Source organism: Gammaproteobacteria bacterium (ex Lamellibrachia satsuma), from assembly GCA_019623805.1.
Taxonomy (GTDB): domain Bacteria; phylum Pseudomonadota; class Gammaproteobacteria; order Chromatiales; family Chromatiaceae; genus QGON01.
This window is the reverse complement of sequence record CP053680.1, coordinates 4,149,311-4,169,544: the sequence shown is the minus strand read 5'-3', so window position 1 is coordinate 4,169,544 and position 20,234 is coordinate 4,149,311. Positions and strand designations below refer to the sequence as shown.

General features: G+C 54.0%; 20 protein-coding genes. 18 read left to right on the top strand and 2 right to left on the bottom strand.

Going from position 1 to position 20,234, the window contains the following annotated elements:
- Window positions 1-12 precede the first annotated feature (12 nt).
- The 15 genes from HPY30_17940 to HPY30_17870 all read left to right on the top strand — a co-directional run bounded on the left by HPY30_17940 (window position 13) and on the right by HPY30_17870 (window position 12,945).
- Complete coding sequence (locus HPY30_17940; GenBank protein ID QYZ68121.1) at window positions 13-2,409, top strand: EAL domain-containing protein; 2,397 nt, start codon at window positions 13-15, stop codon at window positions 2,407-2,409.
- A gap of 198 nt (window positions 2,410-2,607) precedes the next feature.
- Window positions 2,608-3,354 (top strand): YebC/PmpR family DNA-binding transcriptional regulator, encoded by a 747-nt coding sequence (locus HPY30_17935; GenBank protein ID QYZ67701.1) that lies wholly within the window; start codon window positions 2,608-2,610, stop codon window positions 3,352-3,354.
- Complete coding sequence (ruvC, locus tag HPY30_17930; GenBank protein QYZ67700.1) at window positions 3,355-3,855, top strand: crossover junction endodeoxyribonuclease RuvC; 501 nt, start codon at window positions 3,355-3,357, stop codon at window positions 3,853-3,855.
- Entirely contained in the window at window positions 3,852-4,460 is a 609-nt protein-coding gene (gene ruvA / locus HPY30_17925; GenBank protein QYZ67699.1) for a Holliday junction branch migration protein RuvA, read from the top strand. Before ruvC ends, ruvA begins: the two co-directional genes overlap by 4 nt.
- A gap of 6 nt (window positions 4,461-4,466) precedes the next feature.
- Window positions 4,467-5,513 (top strand): Holliday junction branch migration DNA helicase RuvB, encoded by a 1,047-nt coding sequence (ruvB, locus tag HPY30_17920; protein ID QYZ67698.1) that lies wholly within the window; start codon window positions 4,467-4,469, stop codon window positions 5,511-5,513.
- A gap of 101 nt (window positions 5,514-5,614) precedes the next feature.
- Window positions 5,615-6,025, top strand: a complete 411-nt coding sequence (gene ybgC, locus HPY30_17915) for a tol-pal system-associated acyl-CoA thioesterase (GenBank protein ID QYZ67697.1) — start codon at window positions 5,615-5,617, stop codon at window positions 6,023-6,025.
- Window positions 6,015-6,689 carry a protein TolQ gene (gene tolQ / locus HPY30_17910; protein ID QYZ67696.1) on the top strand — a complete coding sequence of 225 codons (675 nt, stop codon included), beginning with the start codon at window positions 6,015-6,017 and terminating at the stop codon, window positions 6,687-6,689. The genes ybgC and tolQ overlap by 11 nt, the downstream gene beginning before the upstream one ends.
- 96 nt (window positions 6,690-6,785) lie before the next feature.
- Window positions 6,786-7,211 (top strand): protein TolR, encoded by a 426-nt coding sequence (gene tolR / locus HPY30_17905; GenBank protein QYZ67695.1) that lies wholly within the window; start codon window positions 6,786-6,788, stop codon window positions 7,209-7,211.
- 4 nt (window positions 7,212-7,215) lie between these two features.
- Window positions 7,216-8,133, top strand: coding sequence for a cell envelope integrity protein TolA (tolA, locus tag HPY30_17900; protein ID QYZ67694.1), 918 nt, complete (start codon window positions 7,216-7,218; stop codon window positions 8,131-8,133).
- 102 nt (window positions 8,134-8,235) lie between these two features.
- Window positions 8,236-9,534, top strand: coding sequence for a Tol-Pal system beta propeller repeat protein TolB (tolB, locus tag HPY30_17895; GenBank protein QYZ67693.1), 1,299 nt, complete (start codon window positions 8,236-8,238; stop codon window positions 9,532-9,534).
- 56 nt (window positions 9,535-9,590) lie between these two features.
- Entirely contained in the window at window positions 9,591-10,148 is a 558-nt protein-coding gene (pal, locus tag HPY30_17890) for a peptidoglycan-associated lipoprotein Pal (GenBank protein ID QYZ67692.1), read from the top strand.
- Between the two features lies 1 nt (window position 10,149).
- A complete protein-coding gene (gene ybgF, locus HPY30_17885; protein ID QYZ67691.1) occupies window positions 10,150-10,986 on the top strand; it encodes a tol-pal system protein YbgF in 837 nt (278 codons plus the stop codon).
- Entirely contained in the window at window positions 10,986-11,642 is a 657-nt protein-coding gene (gene queE / locus HPY30_17880) for a 7-carboxy-7-deazaguanine synthase QueE (GenBank protein QYZ67690.1), read from the top strand. The genes ybgF and queE overlap by 1 nt, the downstream gene beginning before the upstream one ends.
- Window positions 11,636-12,316 carry a 7-cyano-7-deazaguanine synthase QueC gene (gene queC / locus HPY30_17875; protein QYZ67689.1) on the top strand — a complete coding sequence of 227 codons (681 nt, stop codon included), beginning with the start codon at window positions 11,636-11,638 and terminating at the stop codon, window positions 12,314-12,316. The genes queE and queC overlap by 7 nt, the downstream gene beginning before the upstream one ends.
- Before the next feature lie 125 nt (window positions 12,317-12,441).
- Window positions 12,442-12,945 (top strand): low molecular weight phosphotyrosine protein phosphatase, encoded by a 504-nt coding sequence (locus HPY30_17870; GenBank protein QYZ67688.1) that lies wholly within the window; start codon window positions 12,442-12,444, stop codon window positions 12,943-12,945.
- 68 nt (window positions 12,946-13,013) lie between these two features.
- On the opposite strand, the gene rne is transcribed toward HPY30_17870, so the two are convergent.
- Window positions 13,014-15,893 (bottom strand): ribonuclease E, encoded by a 2,880-nt coding sequence (gene rne / locus HPY30_17865; GenBank protein ID QYZ67687.1) that lies wholly within the window; start codon window positions 15,891-15,893, stop codon window positions 13,014-13,016.
- A gap of 624 nt (window positions 15,894-16,517) precedes the next feature.
- Between rne and rluC the strand changes: the two genes are divergently transcribed.
- From rluC to HPY30_17850, 3 genes are read left to right on the top strand one after another with little or no spacing between them, the layout of a single operon-like run.
- Window positions 16,518-17,471 carry a 23S rRNA pseudouridine(955/2504/2580) synthase RluC gene (rluC, locus tag HPY30_17860; protein QYZ67686.1) on the top strand — a complete coding sequence of 318 codons (954 nt, stop codon included), beginning with the start codon at window positions 16,518-16,520 and terminating at the stop codon, window positions 17,469-17,471.
- Between the two features lie 5 nt (window positions 17,472-17,476).
- A complete protein-coding gene (locus tag HPY30_17855) occupies window positions 17,477-18,136 on the top strand; it encodes an HAD-IA family hydrolase (GenBank protein QYZ67685.1) in 660 nt (219 codons plus the stop codon).
- A gap of 40 nt (window positions 18,137-18,176) precedes the next feature.
- Window positions 18,177-19,163 carry a S49 family peptidase gene (locus tag HPY30_17850; GenBank protein ID QYZ67684.1) on the top strand — a complete coding sequence of 329 codons (987 nt, stop codon included), beginning with the start codon at window positions 18,177-18,179 and terminating at the stop codon, window positions 19,161-19,163.
- Between the two features lie 26 nt (window positions 19,164-19,189).
- Here HPY30_17850 and hypE read toward each other — a convergent pair whose 3' ends face one another.
- Window positions 19,190-20,197, bottom strand: coding sequence for a hydrogenase expression/formation protein HypE (hypE, locus tag HPY30_17845; GenBank protein QYZ67683.1), 1,008 nt, complete (start codon window positions 20,195-20,197; stop codon window positions 19,190-19,192).
- Between the last annotated feature and the right edge of the window lie 37 nt (window positions 20,198-20,234).

The window sequence follows — 20,234 nt, the reverse complement described above, 5'->3', positions numbered from 1 at the left end:
GCTGTATCAACGATACTTTTCCTGCAGTTCGACGAGGCCTTCGAAGACTATCAGAGCGCAAGCGCATCGGCCTTGAAGGAGGTCCATTTTAAACAGTTGGAACACCAGGGACAGACCCTGGCAGAGGTCCTTGCGCAAAGTCTGGTCAATCCGCTCTATGAACTGGACATGGAAAGTATTGGTACGCTGCTGCGCACCGCAGTCTCTCAGCACGATATTGTCTATGCCATGGTCTACGATGCCCAAGGCAGAATCATCCACGACGGCAAAGAGACAATTCCTGGATTTGGAAAGACAACCGGGCATCAAATCGTCGCAAATTCACTGCAAGAAAAATCGGTAAAAAGCAAGATTGAGGACAATCATCTGGATCTGGCGACACCAATATTCATCAGCGAGGGTGTTGTGCTCGGCGGCATTCTGATCGGTGTTTCGCTGGAGGAGATGCAGAAAACTCTGGCGCAATCAAACAAGCGATTGGAATCGATCAGCAGTCACCATAGTCAACGCAACATCTACGCGGTCTTGTTGTTGGGAATCGCTTTAAGTGGAATAGGTATTCTGGCTGCCACCCTTGTCGCGAACCATCTCACCTCACCTATCGGGAAGCTTGCCAGGCTTGCCGAACGTATCGGCGCCCACGACTACCGGGCATCGAGTCAGATCGAGCGTCCTGATGAAATTGGCGACTTGGCCCATGCTTTGGAAAAGATGGGGCGACAACTCGAAAAAACAACCATTTCAAAAGAGTATCTGGACGAGATCCTCTTCAGCATGAAGGATGCCCTGTTGGTAACGGATCGGCAGGGAATGATCAAAAGGGTGAACCGCGCTTTTTCCAATCTGACAGGCTACAACGAAGATGAGTTGCTGGACAGTCCCCTCAGTTCGGTGCTGCCGGCAAAGTCCGACCAATTGGAGTGGTATGAACTCATCCTGGAACAGGAGGATGTCAATGCCGAGGATGCAACCTTTATCCGGCACGACGGCAGTAGTGTTCCGGTGCTTTTGTCCGCTGCCCTGTTATCCCATTCCCAACACCATCAAGGCATGGTCTTTGTTTCGCAAGATATGACAGAACGTCACGCTGCGGCGCAACAGATTCACAATCTTGCCTATTTCGACCTGGTTACCGGACTGCCGAACCGGGCGCTTTTTATTGACCGCCTTAATCAGATGTTGCAGCTGGCTGCACGGGAAAAAAGCCGTCTGGCATTGATGTTTCTTGATCTGGATCGATTCAAAAATATCAATGATACTTTAGGGCATCAGGTGGGAGATCGTCTGCTGAAGGCAGTGGCGGAGCGATTTCAGAATGCCAAGCGTGCTGCGGATACAGTGGCACGCTTTGGTGGCGATGAGTTCACGTTCGTTATCCCGAATATTCAGAAGGCAGATGACATCATCGCCCTGGCAGAAAAGATCCTGGCTCTGTTTCAGCGTCCTTTCCAGATTGATGACTATGAACTCTTTGCCGGTACAAGCATCGGCATTAGCATTTTCCCGGATGATGCGGAGAATGCCGAATCGCTGATTCGGCATGCCGATACAGCCATGTATCGCTCGAAGGAAAAAAAGTCCAATGGGTTCGAATTCTACACTGCGGACATGAATATTCGCGCCACCGAGTTTCTGCGGCTTGAACACGGCCTGAGACGCGCATTGGATAACGCCGAATTTGAACTTTGCTATCAACCACAGATCAATCTCACAAGCGGGAAGGTAGAAGCCGTTGAGGCACTGCTGCGCTGGAGACAACTGGATGGATCGATGCAGTTACCGGACAGCTTCCTCCCTGTTCTGGAGGAGACGGGCCTGGTGGTTCCCGTCGGCGAGTGGGTACTGAAAGAGGCCTGTCAACAGATGGTCCAGTGGCGCGAGACCGGGCTGGTGCCCGATCATGTTGCCGTCAACCTCTCTGGCAGACAACTCTCAACTCCAGGGTTGGTCAGATTGATCGAAGAGACCTTGGAGCAGTCGGGGCTCTCTCCTAAATATCTAATGCTGGAGATTACGGAAAGCAGCCTCATGCAGGATACTGACCGGGCCATCGATCAACTGACTCAACTATCGACGATGGGGATAAAACTTGCTATCGATGACTTCGGAACCGGCTATTCATCGCTAGAACATCTGCAGCGCTTCCCCATCCATATTTTGAAGATAGACCGCAGCTTCGTGCAGAATATGGAGATCAACAAAGACCGGGCCGCTATCGTCACGGCCATCATCAGTCTGGCGAAAATCATGGAGCTGGATGTGGTCGCAGAAGGGGTGGAGACAGAGCATCAGAAAATGCTACTTAACGAGCTTGGCTGCGATCTGGTTCAGGGTTTTCTGTTTGGCGATGCTGTAGCCGGGTCAGAGATCAAATTCAGCAATATCAGCATGCTGAATTATCCTGGGTAAATCACGGACTATATTTGTTTTCATTCTGACTGACTACCGTAGGCGCTGAGCCTCGCCGCGTGAGTTCGGCTTCCACCACGATAGGCCCGGTTCTTTCGAGTCCGCCAGGATTATGGGCAAATCACTGCTTCAATGGTTTCTGCCCGGCGGGGGGAATGGTAGAATTCGTGCCATTTTATACTTCTCAGGGGAGTCACCATGGCTGGACACAGTAAATGGGCCAATATCAAGCATAAGAAGGCCGCCAACGATAAAAAGCGCGGCAAGATCTGGACCAAACTGATTCGTGAAATCACTGTAGCGGCCCGCATGGGTGGTGGTGATATCGACGCCAATCCCCGACTGCGTCTGGCGGTGGACAAGGGACTCAACGCCAATATGCCGAAGGACACCATCGAGCGCGCGGTAAAACGTGGCGCTGGTGGGGCAGAGGGCGAGAATTACGATGAGATTCGTTATGAGGGCTACGGTCCCGGTGGCACTGCGGTAATCGTGGATTGCATGACCGACAACCGTAACCGTACTGCGGCTGAGGTGCGCCATGCCTTCAGCAAGCTGGGTGGAAATCTCGGTACCGATGGTTCCGTGGCCTACATGTTCAACAAACAGGGCGTGATCAGCTATGCCGAAGGTGTGGATGAGGATGCAGTGATGGAAGCAGCCCTGGAAGCCGGTGCTGAGGATGTCATCGGAAATGACGATGGTTCAGTCGATGTTGTGACCACACCGGAGGAGTTCACTGCAGTCAAAGATGCTATGATCGCAGCGGGATTTGAGCCGGACAACGCTGAAGTCACCTTCAGCGCCTCCACCGGCGCAGCCCTCGATGAGAAAGACGCCGACACACTGCTGCGCATGGTCGATATGCTCGAAGACCTGGACGACGTGCAGAATGTCTACACCAATGCCGAGATCTCCGACGAAATTCTGGATGCCCTGGGCTGAATGATTCGTATCCTCGGCATCGACCCCGGCTCAAGGGTGACCGGCTTCGGCATTATCGACAGTGATGGCATCAATGCCGTCCACGTCGCCCACGGCACACTTCGCCTCAAAGGGAAGGAGCTTCCTCCCCGGCTGGGCCAGATATTTGCTGAGATCAGTGAGGTGATTGAATCCTATCGCCCTGAGGTGATGGCTGTAGAGCAGGTTTTCGTATCGAAAAACCCCTCATCCGCGCTGAAACTGGGTCACGCGAGAGGCGCTGCAATCTGTGCCGGTGTGAGTCGGGGACTGGCAGTGGCCGAATACACCCCACGCAGTATCAAGAAGGCGGTGGTGGGAACCGGCTCTGCTGAGAAGGAGCAGGTTCAGCACATGGTAAAACTCATCCTCAAGCTGGCCGAAAACCCGCAGGAAGATGCTGCCGATGCGCTGGCCGTGGCGCTGAGTCACGCCAATACGAACACCACACTTGGCCGTTTGGCCGTAGGACGGGCAAGATGATCGGTCGGTTGCGTGGAGAGATAGCCGAAAAGCAGGCCCCTCATCTGTTGCTGGATGTGAATGGCGTCGGCTATGAACTTGAAGCACCAATGTCCACCTTCTTCAACCTGCCGGATGTTGGCGTCACCATCACACTCCACACCCATCTTGCGATTCGTGACGATGCCCATGTGCTTTATGCCTTCGCCAGTGAGGGGGAGCGCGCCCTGTTCCGCAGCCTGCTCAAGGTCAACGGGGTAGGGGCGAAGATGGCACTCGGCATACTCTCCGGCATGACGGCTGATGAGTTCAGCAGCAGTGTGCAGAATGAAGATATCGCTTCGCTGGTGCGGTTGCCCGGTATCGGCAAGAAGACTGCAGAGCGGCTGATTGTCGAGATGCGCGACCGTCTGACTAAATTGGGTATTTCACCCTCTGCAGCCGGTGCTGTTGGAACGGTTGCCGGTCGTCCCCAGACGCCTGTCTCCGATGCGGTGGCGGCACTGGTGGCGCTGGGTTACAAACCGCTGGATGCCGGGCGTATGGTCAAGGCTGTGGAAGGTGAGGGACTCGAAAGCGAGGCACTGATTCGGCTTGCATTGCAGAGCGCGGCAAAGAAAGGGTAGATAACAGTGGATGGGGAAAACAGACTGATCGATGGCGAGGTAATTGGTGACGATGCCGCCATCGACCGCGCAATTCGACCGAAACGACTGAAGGACTATGTCGGGCAGCCCGCTGTGCTGGAGCAGATGGAGATATTCATTCCAGCCGCAAAGGGACGCAACGAGGCGCTCGACCACGTCTTGATCTTTGGTCCCCCAGGACTGGGTAAGACCACATTGGCCCACATCATCGCCAACGAGATGGAGGTTAACCTGCGCCAGACCTCGGGGCCGGTGTTGGAAAAGCCAGGCGACCTGGCGGCTCTGCTGACCAATCTGGAGCCCCACGACGTGCTCTTCGTGGATGAGATCCATCGCTTGAGTCCGGTGGTGGAGGAGGTGCTCTATCCTGCGCTGGAGGATTTTCAACTCGACATCATGATCGGCGAAGGACCGGCAGCGCGCTCCATCAAGCTCGATCTGCCACCATTCACCCTGGTTGGCGCCACAACCCGTGCCGGGCTGTTGACTTCGCCCCTGCGGGACCGGTTCGGCATCGTACAGCGCCTGGAGTTCTACAGCGCTGCTGATCTGGCCCACATAGTGGGCCGTTCTGCCGGTATCCTGAATATCGGTATCGATGATGCCGGTGCGGTGGAGATTGCCCGCCGTTCCCGGGGTACACCGCGTATTGCCAACCGTCTGCTGCGCCGGGTGCGGGACTATGCACAGGTAAAGGGAGACGGGCATATCTCGGCCGATCTGGCGGATCGGGCACTGGGGATGCTTAAAGTGGACAGTAACGGTTTCGACAACATGGATCGTCACCTTCTGCTGGCGGTGATCGAAAAGTTCGATGGCGGCCCCGTCGGTGTGGATAATCTGGCGGCTGCCATTGGCGAGGAGCGGGGTACCATCGAGGATGTACTGGAACCCTATCTTATCCAACAGGGGTTTATGATGCGCACCCCCAGAGGACGGGTCGCCACCCAGGCAGCCTATCTCCATTTTGGTCTATCGCCAAAAGAGGGGGAAGTGATGCCCGGTCGTGAGGACCTGTTTGGCAAATCGTGAGCTGACCTGATGATTGCGGGGAACTTGATGAAGCCGTCGTACTCAATATAGACGAACAATTGTAGGGTCCGCTCCTACGAAAAGAAGGAACAGATAGCAGCGTGAAAGAGTTTCTCTGGCCTGTCAGGGTCTATTACGAAGACACCGACTCCGGGGGCGTGGTCTATTACGCCAACTACCTGAAGTTTATGGAGCGGACCCGTACCGAGTGGCTGCGCAGCCTCGGTTTTGAGCAGGATCGGATGTTGCAGCAGGATGGGGTCATCTTCGCGGTCAGCCAGGTGGATGTCAGCTATCATCGGCCTGCAGGATTCAACGATGCGCTGGAGGTCAGTGCTCAGATAGCGCGCAAGGGGCGGGTCAGTCTGACCTTTTATCAGGAAGTCAGGCGCCCATCAGATGACACACTATTGGTCAGTGGACGGATAAAGGTGGCCTGCGTGGATGCGGTCAGGATGCGTCCTGCTCCGATTCCGGAGAATTTATTCAAGGAGATAGGGGATGTCGAGTGATCTCTCTTACGCACAGCTGATATTAAATGCCAGCCCGGTTGTTCAGTTCGTTATTGCTGTACTGATCTTCGCTTCTATCAGCTCCTGGACCATGATCTTCGATCGGGCCAGAGTGTTGCGTCGTGCCAAGCGGGCAGCAGAGGAATTCGAGGAACGATTCTGGTCGGGGGGTGATTTGGGAGAACTCTACCGCCAGATAGAACGGGAAGGCGCGGAGCAGTCTGGAATGGCGGCGATTTTTCGCGCCGGATTTCGCGAGTTTGCCCGTTTGCGGACAAAAGGGCAGATCGAGCCGATGGCTGTTGTTCAAGGGGCGCAGCGCTCCATGCGCGTGGCCTTGAGTCGGGAAATGGATGACCTGGAGCTCCATCTGTCAATGCTTGCCACCGTTGGTTCGACCAGTCCTTATGTCGGACTCTTCGGAACCGTGTGGGGCATCATGAACTCCTTTCATGCATTGGGAAATGTGAAACAGGCGACGCTGGCCCTGGTCGCACCCGGTATTGCCGAGGCGCTGATCGCCACCGCCATGGGCCTTTTTGCCGCAATTCCAGCCGTGGTTGCCTACAACCGCTACTCCAATGAAGTGGAGCGGCTCAACAATCGCTATGACGATTTTCTGGAGGAGTTCTCCACCATCCTGCAGCGGCAGGCACATGGGTAGACAGGGCCTAGGGGCAAGGGCCGAGGGCCAAGAAAAAACCCACTACACCTCGGCCCTCGGCCCTCGGCCCTTGGTCCTGCCACCGCAGGTGGCAAGATGAGTCGTCAACGGCAGCGTCGCCGTCCCATGTCCGAGATAAATGTCGTTCCCTATATCGACGTAATGCTGGTGCTGCTGGTGATCTTCATGGTGACCGCGCCCCTGCTGACGCAGGGCGTAAAGGTGGAGTTGCCCCAAGGGGATGCGGAGCCATTGCCTGCCCAGTCCGATGACCCGGTGGTGGTCACGATTAACCAAGTCGGTGAATTTTTCATCGATATCGGTGCCGACAAGGGAAATCCGGTGGATGCCGAGACACTGGTGGCGCGGGTTCGGGCGGTACTCAAATATAAGCCGAAAACACCAATTATGGTGCGTGGAGATGCTGGTGTTGAATATGGCCGGGTTGTAGAAGCGATGGTGCTGGTGCAGGCTGGAGGTGCCTCAAGTGTCGGCCTGATAACTGAACCGCCGGAGCACTGAGTCGATGTTCAGTGTAGTACGGCGCAATCCCATTTCGATCATTCTGGCAGTGATACTGCATCTTCTGATCGGCTTTTTTCTGCTGTTTGGCATGGAGTGGTCCCCTGCGCCTGAGTTGCCCAAGGCACAGGAACCGATCGTCCAGGCGCGGGTGGTGGATGCCTCCAAAGTCGAAGCCGAACTTAAGAAGATCAAACAGGCGGAAGAGAAGAAAAAATCAGCCAAATCGGCTGCCCTGCGCAAAGAGGAGAAGCGCTTGGCAGAGATCAAGCGCAAACAGGCAGCGGAGAAGAAACGGCTTCAGACGCTGGAGAAAAAGCGTAAGACCAGAGAGAAAGAAGAAGTTAAACGTAAAGCGATTGCAAAAAAGAAACAGGAAGCTGAAAAACGGAAACAGGCGAAACTGAAAAAAGAGCGGGCGGCGCTGGCGGAAAAACGCAAGACAGAGGCAAAGCGAAAAGCGGCAGAGAAGAAAAAACGCGAGCAGGCTGAAGCGAAACGCAAAGCGGCTGAGAAGAAGAAACAGGCGAAATTAGCAGCCAAACGCAAGGCCGAGGCAAAGCGTAAAGCCGCGATTGCAGCCCAGCAGGCTCGTGAGCAGGAGCTGCAGGCCCAGCTTGCTGCCGAACAAAACTCCAGGGAAATCAGTCGCTTTGGGATCGCCATTCGTCAGCAGATAGAACGCAACTGGCTACGGCCGCCGAATAGTGCTGAAGGGCTCTCCTGCACCGTGCGTGTTCGATTGATTCCCGGTGGCGATGTGATGCCCGGCAGTGTCAGAATCATCAAGAGCAGCGGTAATGCCGCTTTTGATCGTTCAGTGGAGACTGCTATCTATAAGGCTGCACCGCTACCGGTACCCAGTGGCGGTCTGTTTGATTCGTTTCGTGATCTTAGGCTGGAGTTCAGGCCCGAGAAGTAGATCAGCCTGTTATGAGATGGAAATTCTTTGCGGTAGTCTGGAGAGTTGGCATACTCTGCGCAACCAACCGCTGTTCATTTAGATTTTATCGTTGATGGTTATATGAAATATTTATTGTTGATTCTTTTTCTGGCCCTCTCCTGGCAGCCGGCTGCCAATGCCGAATTGACCATTGAGATCACCGAGGGGGTGGAGGGTGCGCTTCCTATTGCTGTCGTGCCTTTTCGCTGGCAAGGCAAAACACAAACCACGCCCAGGGAGGACGTATCGGCGATTATCCAGGCGGATCTGCATCGCAGCGGCCGCTTCAAGACGCTCCCTCGGAACGACATGCTCGCCAAACCTGCGAGTGGCGACGAGGTGGAGTTCAAGGATTGGCGGGTACTGGACGTGGAGAACCTGGTCGTTGGACAGATTCAGCCCAACGGCAGTAAAGGCTTCATTATCCGCTTTCAGCTCTTCGATGTCTTTCGGGGCGAACAGCTGACTGGCTACAGCATCCCGACCACGGCGGGAAACCTGCGTACCACTGCCCATCATATTGCCGATCTTATCTATGAACAGCTGATCGGTGTTCCTGGTGCGTTCGCCACTCGGGTAGCTTACATCACCTCCAAGACAGAAGGGGGGAACACCCAGGTAGACCTGCGGATTGCCGACGCGGATGGTTACAGTTCCGAGACCATCGTCAGCTCTGATGTGCCGCTGATGTCACCTGCCTGGTCACCCGATGGCCGCAAAATCGCTTATGCCTCCTCCGAAAAAGGGAGTTGGGGAATCTATATTCAGGAGGTCTATACGGGACGTCGTCAAAAGGTTACCGCCTTCAAGGGCATCAACAGCGCTCCCGCCTGGTCACCTGACGGACGTAAACTGGCCATGACGCTCTCGAAGGACGGTAACCCGGACATCTTCGTGTTTGATATGACGACCCGCAAACTGCGTCCGATTACCCGCCACTATGCCATCGATACTGAGCCTTCCTGGTCGCCGGACGGTCGTCATCTGGTCTTTACTTCAGACCGTGGTGGCAAACCGCAGATCTATCGGGTTCCCTCCTTTGGCGGCAAGGCGGAAAGGGTTACCTTTCAGAATGCCTATAATGCCAGGGCCTCCTACTCTCCGGACGGCAAATTGCTGACGCTGGTAACCCGAGAGGATGGACGCTATCGTATCGCTGTGCTTGATTTGGCATCTGGCGTCATGCAGGTGCTGAGTCGGGGCAATCTTGATGAATCTCCCAGTTTCGCACCGAACGGCAGCATGATAATTTACGCCACCAAAGCGGGGCGGCGGAGTGTGCTTGCTGCGGTCTCTGTCGACGGACGTGTGCGGCAGAAACTTGCGTTGCAGGAGGGTGATGTGCGAGAGCCGGTCTGGTCCCCCCTGCAAAAGAATTGAATTATTTGCCTGGCTTTTGATTTTTATTTCTAAGCCGGAAATCGAGGAGAAACAAAATGTTTACAATCTTGACCCGCTGGGTGCCCATAACCCTCTGTCTGTTAATCTTTGCAGGCTGCTCCTCCTCCCCTACAAAAGAGGGCGAGCAGCAGGGGGCCGAAGTCACCGAGCAGTCTACCGGTGCATCCGGTACCTATGAAGGAACAGAGGGGGCTGGAGCCACCACCAGTGCCGCCAGCGAGGCCGATTCCTGGAGCGGTGATCCACTGGACGATCCCTATAGTCTTCTGGCAACCCGTATCCTCTACTTCGATTTTGACCAGAGCAGCATCGGCATGGATAACCGGGAGATAATTCGTGCCCACGCCGAGTATCTTGCAAGCAACCCTCATGTCAGTGTCAGGCTGGAAGGCCATGCAGATGAACGCGGTACCCGCGAATACAATCTGGGTCTGGGGGAACGTCGCGCCAATGCGGTGCGCAGCCTGCTGATGGCCGAGGGTGTTGCCGACAACCAGATCATCGTCATCAGCTATGGCGAAGAGCGTCCGGCATCCATGATGAACAATGAAGAATCCTGGGCGCTGAACCGACGCGTGGAACTGGTCTACTGAGATGAAGAAGCTTTCTTTGGCACTGGTTATGTCAGTGGCGCTGCTGAGCGCACATGTTGTTTCAGCTGAAAAAAAACCCACAACGGCTGGGAGCCCCAGTCTGGAACAGCGCCTTGAGCGGCTGGAACGGATTTTGCGGAACCAGAGTCTGGCAGATATCATCCTCCAGCTGCAGCAGTTACAGCAGGAGGTACAGCAATTGCGTGGCGAGGTGGAGTTACAAAAGCATTCGATGGATGCCATGAGTCGCCGCCAGCGCGATCTCTATCTCGATATTGATCAGCGACTCTCCCGCATGAATCGTTCGACTACTGTCCCCAGTGGTCCTGCACCGGTTGTCGACCTGACGGGTAGTGGTGCCGCAGCCGCAAAACAGAGTGTGCCGACTGCTGAAAAAACAAGTGGTGCAAAGCCGACTGTGGCAGTGACACCAACAGTCTCAATCGACTCTAAAAAAGAGTCCGCCGCCTATCAGAAGACATTCAACCTGCTGAAGCAAGGGCGTTATAAGGAGTCGATTGTCGCCTTTCGTTCTTTTCTCAAGAAATTTGCCGGCGGCAGCTATGAGGACAATGCCCAGTATTGGTTGGGTGAGGCAAGCTACGTCAGTCGTGATTTCGACACTGCCTTGAGTGAATTCACAAAGGTGATTGAACACTATCCCGACAGCGCCAAGGTGCCTGGGGCCATGCTCAAGAGTGGTTATATACACTATGAGAAGCGTGCCTGGACAACGGCGCGGGATCTGTTCGAACGGTTGAAGAAGGAATTTCCCGATACAACCGAGGCACACCTTGCAGCAAACCGTCTGGATCGAATGTTCAAAGAGGGCCATTGATGGTCACAGCAGCACCGTTACAGCTGCGCATTACCGAGATCTTCCACTCCCTGCAGGGCGAAAGTCGCAGCAGTGGCTTCCCCACCGTCTTTGTCAGGCTTACTGGTTGTCCGCTTCGCTGCAGCTATTGCGATACGGAATACGCCTTCACGGGTGGAGAGTGGTGGGATCTTCCCACGATTCTTTCTGAAGTCGAAGTCTATCAACCCCACTATGTCTGTGTAACCGGCGGAGAGCCGTTGTCACAAAAAGGGGTTTTACCGCTACTGACTGCGCTTTGTGATGCCGGATATCGGGTCTCACTCGAGACCAATGGTGCACTCGATATCTCCCAAGTGGACAAGCGCGTCTCCAGGATAGTGGATCTCAAGACCCCGGGTTCCACGGAATCGGCGAAAAACAACTATGCCAATATCGATCTTCTGACAGCCAATGATCAGGTGAAATTCGTCATCTGTGATGAAGCGGACTATCGATGGAGTTGCGAGCAGCTCGTAAAGTATGCGCTGACTGAACGTTGCGAAGTGCTCTTCTCCCCGGTACACGAAAGGCAGGATGCAGTCGCACTGGCTGAGTGGATTCTGCAGGACAGATTGACTGTCCGCTTCCAGCTGCAACTGCATAAAATTCTATGGGGCGAGCAGCCGGGATGCTAGAGAAAAAGAAGGCTGTTATTTTACTTTCAGGCGGACTCGATTCCGCCACTGTTCTTGCCATGGCTCAGCAGCAGGGTTATACCTGTCATGCATTGAGTATGGAGTATGGACAGCGGCACATGGCGGAGTTGAGTGCGGCAAGACGAGTGGCGCAATCACTGAATGCCGCCGAGCACAAAATGGTGCGCATCGGTTTGGAGACGATTGGAGGCTCCGCGCTTACTGACAGTGCCATCCCGGTGCCGGATCATGCGGAGGAGGGTATACCCGTCACCTATGTGCCCGCCCGCAATACAGTGTTTCTCTCCCTGGCACTGGGTTGGGCTGAAGTGCTGGGTGCACAGGATCTCTTTATCGGCGTCAATGCGGTCGACTACTCCGGCTACCCGGACTGTCGTCCGGCATTTATCCACTCATTCGAGCAACTCGCCAATCTTGCCACCAAAGCGGGGGTTGAGGGAGAGCGTTTCAAGGTTCACACGCCACTGATCGATATGAGCAAAGCGGAGATTATCTCCACCGGCATCCGTCTTGGCGTGGACTATAGTCTTACAATCTCCTGCTATCAGGCAGATCCTGAGGGCAGGGCCTGTGGTGTTTGCGACTCATGCCGTCTGCGGGCAAAAGGATTTCAGGAGGCAGGTATTGACGATCCGACATCCTATCGTCACTGATTTAGTGCAGGCGTTTTCATGCGCTGAATTAGCCGATAAAATATTGACTACATAGTGTCAATCCAGGTAATCCCGATGCTGAAAATAGTAATCTTACACGTACCTTTATCGCTATGAGATTTCAAATGTTTGGTAGAAAACCGAAAATCGAAGCGGCAGTCAAAGTACTTTTTGTCTGCATGGGCAATATCTGCCGCTCCCCAACTGCACAGGGCGTTTTTCGTGCGCTGGTCGAAAAGGAGGGGTTGGCTCACCTGATAGCCACGGATTCAGCCGGTACTATCGATTTCCATATTGGTGGCAGCCCGGATCGCAGAGCTCAGCAGACTGCCCTAAATCGGGATGTCGATCTGAGTGATCTGCGGGCACGCCAGGCGGTGCCGGAAGATTTTGAGCAGTTTGACTATATTCTTGCCATGGACCGGTCAAATTATGATGACCTTATGACGCTTTGCCCACCGGGTCTGGAAGAGAAACTCCACCTTTTTCTCGACTTTGCCCCGCATCTGGAAGTCCGTGAAGTTCCTGACCCATATTACGGTGGTCCCGCTGGGTTTGAAAACGTCTTCGATCTGGTGGAAGCGGCATCTATAGGGCTGCTGAGCAGGATCAAAGAGCTGAATTTGTAGGGTGGTGCAGCATGCGGATTCAGCCAGGAGGTAGGGTGCGCACGGCGCACCCTACCTCCTGGCTTTATTCAATCATCCGACTTTTCAGCAGGGGCACTCTCTTTCTGAGAGGCCTCGACGGAGGGTTTCTTCATGGCTTGGGCCGGCGGCTTAGGAGGTGTCTCTGTCGCAGGTTTAGGTTTAGCCGATGCCGCCTTGACGATAGTTTCGGACGGTTCTGATGCCGGTTTTTTCTCTTCTTTTGCTGCTATAGACTGTTTTTTCCGTTTGCTGGCAACCGCTTTTTCTATCGTTGCCGAAGGTTTCGGCTTCTCCCCCTGGGATTTGGCAGGGGCCTCAGTCGAAGTTTTCTCCGCTGTGGATGTCTTGGCTTTTGGTTTCGCAGCAGCCCGCTTCTTTCTGACTGCCTTTGGTTTTGGGGCGGCCCTCTCCTTAGGTGCTTTCTCTTCCTTGGTTGCAACCTTCTCTTCTGTCTTTGTGACTTTTTTGGTTGTGATCTGAACCAGCTTTTTCGGTGCTGCTTTGGGTTCCACCGGGGCAGCAGGTTTTGGTTCTGGCTGTGGTGTCTTTTCCTGTGCTTTTGGTGGGGCAGTAACCGGTTTTGTCACTACCATTTCTGGCTTCTTTTCCGGCGCACTCTTAGGTTTCGGGGCTACTTTTTCGGTTGTAGTCTCGCTAGCCGCTGGCTTGGCGCGCTTAGGCGCAGGTGCCTCGGCTTTGGCGGGAGTGGAACTCACATCCTCTACGGTCGGCCTGGTTGGGGCAGGGATCGCATCAATCGAAAAACGTTCGGTTTTTTCTGATTCTTTCGGCTGACCCTGCGGGCTCTGGCTCTGCTCACGCTCATCGCTTGGGCGACGACGGCGTCCACCTCGGCGTCCACGGCGTGAACCGCTGCGGCTACCTTTGGGTTTTGGCGCGTCATCTCTACCTGTTTCGGGTTGCACGTTTTCTGCTTCGACGACCTGTTGTTTCGGTGCTTCCTTGGTGGGCTTTTTTTGTTCCTGCCGCTTTTTCTGTTCCCCACGCTGAGGCTGGCTCTTCTGGCCCTGGTGCTGACCGGTTTCCGCCTCATCGGCATTGCGCCTGTTTCCACTGCGACGGTTATTGCCGCCGGAACGCCTCCGTCCGCCTCGGCTGCGTGACCCCTGCCCATCACGTCTGTTGCGCTGGTTTTGGCGTGGCTTGGATTCCTCTCTCTTCTGTTCTTCAGGTTCTTCCTTTTTTTCCTCAGCACGATGAGAGAAAAGGCTGGTGAAGATCTTCTTGAGAAAGCCGTTTTCTTCACTTTTTGCTTCCGAACTCTTCGCTTCTGGTTGGATAGCGCGTTGAGGAGCAGGAGATGCAGGAGCAATCGATTTGACCGTGGGCTGCTCACTTTTGGGCTGCTCCACCCTGGCGAAGACAGGCGCCTCGGTTGTTTCCTTCTCCACCATTTTATAACTGGAAGCATCATCCTGGTCTTCAGGCAACTCACTGCTCTTCACCCGTTCAATGCGGTAATTCGGTGTCTCCAGGCTGGTGTTTGGCACCAGTACAACACTAATGGTTTGACGATTTTCGATATCGTGAATCGCTGTGCGTTTCTCATTGAGCAGGAAAGTGGCTACGTCGACCGGCAACTGGGCGATAATTCGTCCAGTGTTCTCCTTCATTGCCTCTTCTTCGATGATACGCAGGATAGAGAGACCAAGGGATTCGACACCCCTGACGGTGCCGTGACCTTTGCAACGGGGGCAGACCTGTTCGCTGGCTTCACCGAGAGAGGGACGGAGTCGCTGCCGGGACATCTCCAGCAGACCAAATCGTGAGATACGGCCGATCTGGACTCTGGCTCGATCCTCCTTGAGTGCGTCTTTCAGACGATTTTCCACTTCCCGTTGGTTGCGGGCAGGAGTCATATCGATAAAATCAATGACGAACAGGCCGCCGAGGTCCCGCAGCCGCAACTGGCGGGCGACCTCGTCCGCTGCTTCCAGATTGGTATTGCGTGCTGTCTCTTCAATGTCCGCGCCTTTGGTTGCACGGGCTGAGTTGATGTCGATAGAGGTCAGTGCCTCGGTAGGATCGATTACTATAGCTCCACCGGATGGTAGTCGCACCTCACGTTGAAAGGCTGATTCGATTTGACTTTCAATCTGATAGCGGCTGAAAAGGGGTACCTCATCCTGATAGCGGCGCAACTTCTTGGAATATTGCGGCATGACCTGGTTGATAAAGCGCTCGGCCTGGGAGTAGACATCCGCATCGTCGATGACGATTTCGCCAATATCCACCCGTAGATAGTCGCGGATGCATCGAATGATGACATTGCTTTCCTGATAGATCAGAAAAGGCGCCGGTTTGCTGCTCGCGGAATTATCGATGGCCTGCCAGAGCTGATCCAGATAATCCAGATCCCACTGCAACTCTTCCGAGTTCTTGCCGATACCTGCAGTACGAACGATCAGTCCCATGTTCTCGGGGATGGTCAACGCACTCATCGCCTCCCGCAGGTCCGCCCGGTCCTGACCTTCGATGCGGCGTGAGACACCTCCAGCCCTGGGGTTGTTGGGCATCAACACGAGATAGCGTCCCGCCAGGGAGATAAAGGTCGTCAGTGCAGCGCCTTTATTGCCACGCTCCTCCTTTTCGACCTGGATCACAATTTCCTGGCCTTCCTTGATGGCTTCCTGGATATTTACGCGCTTGGAAGACTGTTGTGCGGACTCGGAGAAGTAGCTCCGGGAGATCTCTTTTAGCGGCAGAAAACCGTGGCGTTCTGCGCCATACTCGACGAAGGCAGCCTCAAGACTGGGTTCCACCCGGGTAATGCGCCCTTTGTAGATGTTGGCTTTTTTCTGTTCCCGGCCGGGAAGTTCGATATCCAGATTGAAAAGTTTTTGGCCATCGACGATGGCAACACGCAACTCCTCTGATTGAGTTGCATTGATTAGCATGCGTTTCATATTTTCTATCCATGCAACTGCTCGAGTCTCGTCACAGCATGCGGAAATCCGCGCAATGAAAACGGTCTGACTGCTTTCTGTTCAGTCAGCGCCCGTTTTCTTCTGGCTGTTGAGTTGAGGGCAAAATCGTTTTACCCACGATCGTTTCCCGAAACTGGCTCGGGCAGTTGAAAAGCTGTTAAAGTTCGCCATCTGGCAGTCAGCCGTTCTCTGAACTTCTGTAAGGCACTTGAGCGGAGGGTATTTGGCGCTTTGCCAGATCCGTTACGCTGCGCTCTGGATCAATGATTTTATGATCGCATCGCTTATGTGCCGCAGAAGAGCTCAGCAAGACGGGCCGCATGTGGCACCTGTTTGCTCGGTCAGCACAGCCCTGGGCCGCCTGAGAGGCCAATTTCTCTGTCTGTGTTGGACGAGGTGTTGGCAATAATTATGGGGCAGGGGCCCTTGCGATATGCTGAATTATCTTCCTGAAGGGAAAAATCCCCCCACAGGCTATCTAATCTCTTACCGCGCTGACGATGGCTGTGCTACAAGGCTTGGCCACCGTCAAAAAAATCAATTGGCAATATAGCAATCTTTCTCATGCCTAGCAATGACTTAACGATAGAAAAAAGCCGCTAAATGTCAGAATCAAAAAAGAATTCTCCAACAGTCCGGTTTGTAACCGTGGATGCGGATTTCGAGGGGCAGAGAATCGATAATTTTCTTTTGCGGGAACTCAAGGGCGTACCGAAAAGTTTTGTCTATCGCATCCTGCGACGCGGGGAGGTGCGGGTTAACAAGGGACGGGTGAAGGCAGCTTATCGCTTGAAGAGCGGGGATATGGTGCGCATTCCACCTGTTCGCATGGCCGACCCCATAGAAAAACCCAAGCCGACAAAAAACCTCCTCGCGCAGTTGGAAAGCGCCATTATCTTCGAAAATGACCGCTTTTTGGTTCTGAACAAACCATCTGGCATTGCTGTTCATGGTGGTAGCGGGCTGAATTTTGGTGTCATTGAGGCACTGCGTGAGCTACGGCCCGAAGATCATCATCTGGAGCTGGTGCATCGCCTGGACCGCGCGACATCAGGCTGTTTGCTGATCAGTAAGAAACGCAGCGCCCTACGGATATTGCATGAACTTATACGGAATAATCGAGTCGATAAACGGTATCTCGTACTGGTTGCAGGCAGTTGGCGCAAAGGTCGTAAAAATGCGGATGCCCCCCTTCTGAAAAACACCCTTCAAGGTGGAGAGAGGCTGGTCAGGGTCGATCCGGACGGAAAATCGGCTCAAACCCGTTTTCAACGTCTGAGGCGTTTTCGGAATTACACGCTTGTAGAGGCCGAACTCATCACCGGAAGAACACATCAGATTCGCGTTCACTGTGCCTGGTTAGGCTCACCGGTGCTGGGTGACACTAAATATGGTGATGAAGCGGCCAATCGGGAAATGCGCAAGCTGGGGTTGAAACGACTGTTTTTGCACGCACATAAATTGAAATTCCGCTGGCCAGGTGAGAAGAGAGATCTTGAAATCAAGGCGCCACTTCCTTCGGAGTTGGAAACCCTGCTTGAAAAACTGGATGAATAAAAAAGATGAAGTTTAAGCTGTTAGTATTTGATTGGGATGGAACTTTGATGGACTCAGAGGCACGTATCGTGAACTGCGTACGGGCTGCTGTAGATGATCTTGGATTGGACTGCCCGAGTAACGATGCAATACGTAATATTATCGGTTTGGGTCTGAGAGAGGCCATAGATACCCTGTTTCCCGGTGCGGATGATGAACTGCACCACAATGTCGTTACCCGATATCGTTACCATTTCCTCGGCGGCAATGAAACGCCATCCAGCCTGTTCGACGGGGCGCGAGAGGTCATCGAAACCCTGGCACAGCAGGAATATCTGCTGGCAGTGGCGACGGGCAAGGGCCGGCAGGGGTTGGATCAGGTTCTTGAATCTACGGCGTTAGGAGAGTATTTCCATATAACCCGTTGTGCTGATGAAACTTTTTCCAAGCCCCATCCTGAGATGCTGGAACAGATCCTCGATAGGCTCGGCGTTGAGCCGCACGAGGCCTTGATGATTGGTGATACCGAGTATGATCTGGAAATGGCAAGCAATGCGGGCACCCATTCACTTGGCGTAACCTATGGTGTCCATAGTCAGGAACGCCTTCTCCGGCACAACCCTCTGGACTGTCTGCACGACGTTTCCGCCATCCCAGAGTGGTTGGAATCGCAGATTAAACAATAAGCAATTTACTTTAAATACAATATATTATTAAGGTTTATTCATGTCAGATATAAATAATGGCAAGCCACGCTCTCAATCCATTCCCAGTGATTGGGAAAGGGAACTGGTAGATAAGGTTGTGTTGGGCTCCATTGCAGAAAGTCGTCGCAGCCGGCGATGGGGCATTTTTTTTAAAAGCCTGACCTTTCTATATCTTTTAGTACTTTTGGCAGTGTTGTGGAACGATGACTTGGGCAAAGGTGTTTCAACTGCGACAGAGTACACGGCACTGATCGAAGTCAACGGCGTTATTGCCCCGGACACCAAAGCCAGTGCTGACAAAGTCGTGACCGGTCTGCGAAATGCCTTCGAGGACGAGAAGACCAAGGGCATCATTCTGCGTATGAATACACCGGGCGGCAGTCCGGTTCAGTCGCGATATATCTACGATGAGATTACCCGACTGAGAAAAGAGAACTCCAAAATCAAAGTCTATGCGGTAATCGTGGATATCTGCGCCTCAGGCGGTTACTACATAGCTGCTGCTGCGGATGAGATCTATGCAGACAAGGGCAGCCTCGTCGGCTCCATCGGGGTATTGATGAACGGATTTGGCTTCGTTGATGTGATGCAGGGGTTAGGCATCGAGCGCCGTTTGATGACCGCTGGCGAAAACAAAGGCATCATGGATCCATTCTCACCTCTGGGTGACTCTGATAAGGCGCATATTCAGCGCTTACTGGATCAGTTGCACGTCCAGTTCATTGATAGCGTTCGTGAGGGAAGGGGAGAGCGCCTCAAAGTCACTGAATACCCTGAGATATTCAGCGGACTCTTCTGGAGTGGGGAAGATGCCCTGAAAATGGGATTGGTGGACGATTTCGGCAGCAGTAGTTATGTTGCCAGAGAGATAATCGGTGCCGAGGAGATTGTCGATTTCACGCTGGAAGAGGATGTATGGGATCGGTTTGCCGAGCGTCTGGGTGCCGGAGCCGTTGAGACATTGGCGCGAATTACCGGTTTTGCCAACAATCTCCAGCTGCGTTAGAACTTGTTTCACCACAAAGTGAGTGGCTAGCAAATCCGGGGGAGTGGGTCGTCTTCCAACTCTTCTAGGATACGGGCGCCACCGAGGGGTGTCTCCATGATCAAATATGGGTCATCCTTGATCACCGTTCCGATGATGGCGGCAGACGCCCCTTCAGGCAGGTTACGCCAGGCCTGCAATGCCACGTCTGCCTGATCTTCTGAAACCACGGCCACAACCCGGCCCTCACAAGCGAGATAGAGCGGATCATAACCGAGCATTTCGCACACCGAGTTGACAGGATCCTGAATTGGGATTTCCGACTGTTGGAGGCGGATCTGCAGACCGGTAGCGTGACAGATCTCGTGTCCCACTGTCGCCAGGCCTCCCCGGGTTGGGTCACGCATGAAGTGGAGACCAGGCAGAGGAGTGAGCACCTGTGTCAGGCGTAATACGCTGGCGGCATCTGAGCGAAGATCACCCCGCAGGCCAAATTGCTCACGGGCTAACATCACGGCGATACCATGATCCCCAACAGGCCCGCTGACAAGCAACCGGTCACCGGCCCGGATACAACCCAGTCCAAGTTGTAGCCCTGTCTGTCTGATACCGATACCGGTCGTTGCCAGGTAGACACCACCGCCTTCACCCCGCCTCAATACTTTGGTGTCGCCTGCTGCAACCTGTACATCAATTGCGTTTGCGGTCTCTGCGATGCTTCTGACAATACGGTCAAGCCTCTCAACCTCAAAACCCTCTTCGATGAAGGCGTTCAGACTGAGGTAACGAGGGATCGCACCGGCAACCGCCAGATCGTTGGTGGTGCCATGCACCGCCAGTGAGCCGATGTTGCCTCCGGGAAACTCCAGGGGCTGGACCGTGAATCCATCGGTAGTGAAGAGCAGATCCCCCTGATCATGCAGATCCAGCCGAACTGCATCCGCCTGAATATCGAGAGTGGGATTCTTGAGATGTCGGGAGAAAATCTCTTCGATCAGCTCCCGCATAAAACGGCCACCGTTGCCGTGTGCCAGCGTAATGTGTGTGTCCTGCATAATTCCGGAATAGACTATGTAAGTTGTCTGGAGGATA

Bases quoted from the DNA above. Each gene is read 5' to 3' on its own strand.
- HPY30_17935 (QYZ67701.1), top strand. From the start codon at position 2,608: ATGGCTGGACACAGTAAATGGGCCAATATCAAGCATAAGAAGGCCGCC.
- ruvC (QYZ67700.1), top strand. From the start codon at position 3,355: ATGATTCGTATCCTCGGCATCGACCCCGGCTCAAGGGTGACCGGCTTC.
- ruvA (QYZ67699.1), top strand. From the start codon at position 3,852: ATGATCGGTCGGTTGCGTGGAGAGATAGCCGAAAAGCAGGCCCCTCAT.
- tolQ (QYZ67696.1), top strand. From the start codon at position 6,015: ATGTCGAGTGATCTCTCTTACGCACAGCTGATATTAAATGCCAGCCCG.
- tolR (QYZ67695.1), top strand. From the start codon at position 6,786: ATGAGTCGTCAACGGCAGCGTCGCCGTCCCATGTCCGAGATAAATGTC.
- tolA (QYZ67694.1), top strand. From the start codon at position 7,216: ATGTTCAGTGTAGTACGGCGCAATCCCATTTCGATCATTCTGGCAGTG.
- tolB (QYZ67693.1), top strand. From the start codon at position 8,236: ATGAAATATTTATTGTTGATTCTTTTTCTGGCCCTCTCCTGGCAGCCG.
- pal (QYZ67692.1), top strand. From the start codon at position 9,591: ATGTTTACAATCTTGACCCGCTGGGTGCCCATAACCCTCTGTCTGTTA.
- ybgF (QYZ67691.1), top strand. From the start codon at position 10,150: ATGAAGAAGCTTTCTTTGGCACTGGTTATGTCAGTGGCGCTGCTGAGC.
- queE (QYZ67690.1), top strand. From the start codon at position 10,986: ATGGTCACAGCAGCACCGTTACAGCTGCGCATTACCGAGATCTTCCAC.
- queC (QYZ67689.1), top strand. From the start codon at position 11,636: ATGCTAGAGAAAAAGAAGGCTGTTATTTTACTTTCAGGCGGACTCGAT.
- HPY30_17870 (QYZ67688.1), top strand. From the start codon at position 12,442: ATGTTTGGTAGAAAACCGAAAATCGAAGCGGCAGTCAAAGTACTTTTT.
- rne (QYZ67687.1), bottom strand. From the start codon at position 15,893: ATGAAACGCATGCTAATCAATGCAACTCAATCAGAGGAGTTGCGTGTT.
- rluC (QYZ67686.1), top strand. From the start codon at position 16,518: ATGTCAGAATCAAAAAAGAATTCTCCAACAGTCCGGTTTGTAACCGTG.
- HPY30_17855 (QYZ67685.1), top strand. From the start codon at position 17,477: ATGAAGTTTAAGCTGTTAGTATTTGATTGGGATGGAACTTTGATGGAC.
- HPY30_17850 (QYZ67684.1), top strand. From the start codon at position 18,177: ATGTCAGATATAAATAATGGCAAGCCACGCTCTCAATCCATTCCCAGT.
- hypE (QYZ67683.1), bottom strand. From the start codon at position 20,197: ATGCAGGACACACACATTACGCTGGCACACGGCAACGGTGGCCGTTTT.